Below are 2165 nucleotides of genomic sequence, written 5' to 3'. Positions count from 1 at the left end.
ATACGACGGCTTGCCCCATGATAGGGCCGTCTTTATCAAGGGCAGGCTTTTCAAATTGCCTTTGCCGCAGATGAGTCGCCAACAAATCATGCTTTTCCGATTGCTTCGTCTCATTTTGCTCCTCGCGCTTGTCGTTTCGGCGCCGATGTCGTTCGACGCGGCTGCACAAGGGCTCGGCCAGGCGCCCGCCGGACTGGTCGCCGATCAGCAGAAGATCATCCAGGACCTGACGACCAAGACCGACAATTTCGAGAAGCAGATCCAGCAGGACGCCGAGGAGGATAGCAGCCTTGTCGATATCCGCCTGCAGCTCGAGGAGTTGTCTCGGCAATCGCTGAACAGCGCACTGGCCTTCCGCACGCGTCTTGGCGAGATCAACGGCCGTCTTGAGCAGCTTGGCGCGGCACCTGCGGCGGGCCAGCCGCCGGAGCCCGACATCGTCAGCGGCGAACGCCAGGCGCTGGTGTCGGAAAAGGCCGAGATCAATGCGGTCATCTCGCAGGCCCAGGCCCTGTCGATCCGCATCAGCGGGCTGATCGATAAGATCGGCAATATGCGCAGCGAGTTGTTCCGCAACCTTTTGACCAAACGCTACGTGCTGTCGGATGCGCTGAGCCCGCAGGTGTTCTCCGACGCCCAGGACGAATACACCAATCTGTACAAGGCGGTGTCTTCCTGGCTGAGCTTCGCTTTCAAGTTCAAGTTCCAGGCCATCCTCGCAGCGACCTTCGTGGCGCTCGGGCTGGCGCTGGTGCTGCTGGTCGGCGGCAGGCGGCTGTTCGGGAGGGTGTTCGAAGCCGATCCCTCCAATGAAGACCCGTCCTATCTCAGCCGTTTATCGGTGGCTTTCTGGTCAACCTTGCTGCCAACGCTGGCGGTTGCCGCCTTTCTGGGATCGACGATTTTCTTCTTCAATTATTACAATGTGTTGCGCGGTGATATTGGCCTGTTCCTCAATGCATTGGCGACCGCCATCGGCGTGGTGTTCTGCGTCAACCGGCTGACCAATGCGGCGCTGGAGCCGCGGCTGCCGAACTGGCGCCTTATCCCGGTTGAAACGGGGCCGGCGCGCTGGCTGGTGCGCCTGACCACCGCCATGGCCGTGGTCATCAGCGTCAACACCTTCCTGTCGGTGATCAACGACAAAATGGGCTCGCCGCTGTCATTGACCATTGCCCGCAGTTTCGGCGCAACCATCATCGTCGGCGTCATCCTGATCCTGATGGCGATGCTGAGGCCATTCAAGGCGCGTGATGGAAGTTGGCGGCCGTGGCCGGCATGGCTGCGCTATACGGCGCTTGCACTCGGTCTTTTCACCATCGTCGCGGCGCTGCTTGGTTACATCGGCCTCGCTCTGTTCGTTTCGCTGCAGGTCGTCGTTACCGGCACCGCGCTGATCACCGCCTATATCGGTTTCCTGTCGGCACAGGCGATCGGCGAGGAGGGTGCTTTCGCCAACACGACCGTCGGGCGCTGGCTGTCGGCCAAATCCAGCTACGAGGATACGGCCCTCGACCAGCTAGGCCTTGTCGTCAGCGTTGCCATCAATGTGATGATCGTGCTGGTGTTCCTGCCGCTGATCCTGCTGATGTGGGGTTTCCAGCTGGGCGATATCCAGGCTTGGGCCTACAAGCTCGCAACCGGGATCAACATCGGGTCGGTGACCATTTCGGTGACCGGCATCCTCTCCGGCATCGTCGTCTTCATCATAGGCTATTTCCTGACGCGCTGGTTCCAGGGCTGGCTCGACGGTTCGGTGATGGCGCGTGGCAAGGTCGATACCGGCGTGCGCAACTCGATCAGGCTGGCGGTCGGCTATGCCGGCGTCGCGCTCGCGGCACTGGTCGGGATCTCGGCGGCGGGCATAGACCTGTCCAGCCTGGCGCTGGTCGCCGGCGCTCTTTCCCTCGGTATCGGCTTTGGCCTGCAGAACGTGGTGTCCAATTTCGTTTCCGGCCTGATCCTGTTGGCCGAGCGACCATTCAAGGTGGGCGACTGGATCGTTGCCGGCGATGTCAGCGGCACAGTCAAGAAGATCAGCGTGCGCGCCACCGAGATCGAAACCTTCCAGCGGCAATCGGTGATCCTGCCCAATTCGAACCTGATCAACAACGCCGTCGGCAACTGGACGCACCGCAACAAGCTCGGCCGCGTCGACATCAAGG

At 61.3% G+C, this 2165-nt stretch carries 1 protein-coding gene; it reads left to right on the top strand.

What is annotated here, in order from left to right:
- Window positions 1-88: 88 nt before the first annotated feature.
- On the top strand, window positions 89-2165 hold a 2077-nt coding region (locus tag EN750_RS31030), incomplete at its 3' end, for a mechanosensitive ion channel family protein (protein WP_145968081.1).

Source organism: Mesorhizobium sp. M7A.F.Ca.ET.027.03.2.1, from assembly GCF_003999175.1.
Lineage (GTDB): Bacteria > Pseudomonadota > Alphaproteobacteria > Rhizobiales > Rhizobiaceae > Mesorhizobium.
The sequence above is the reverse complement of the archived record's forward strand: the minus strand, read 5'-3'. Positions and strand labels throughout refer to the sequence as shown.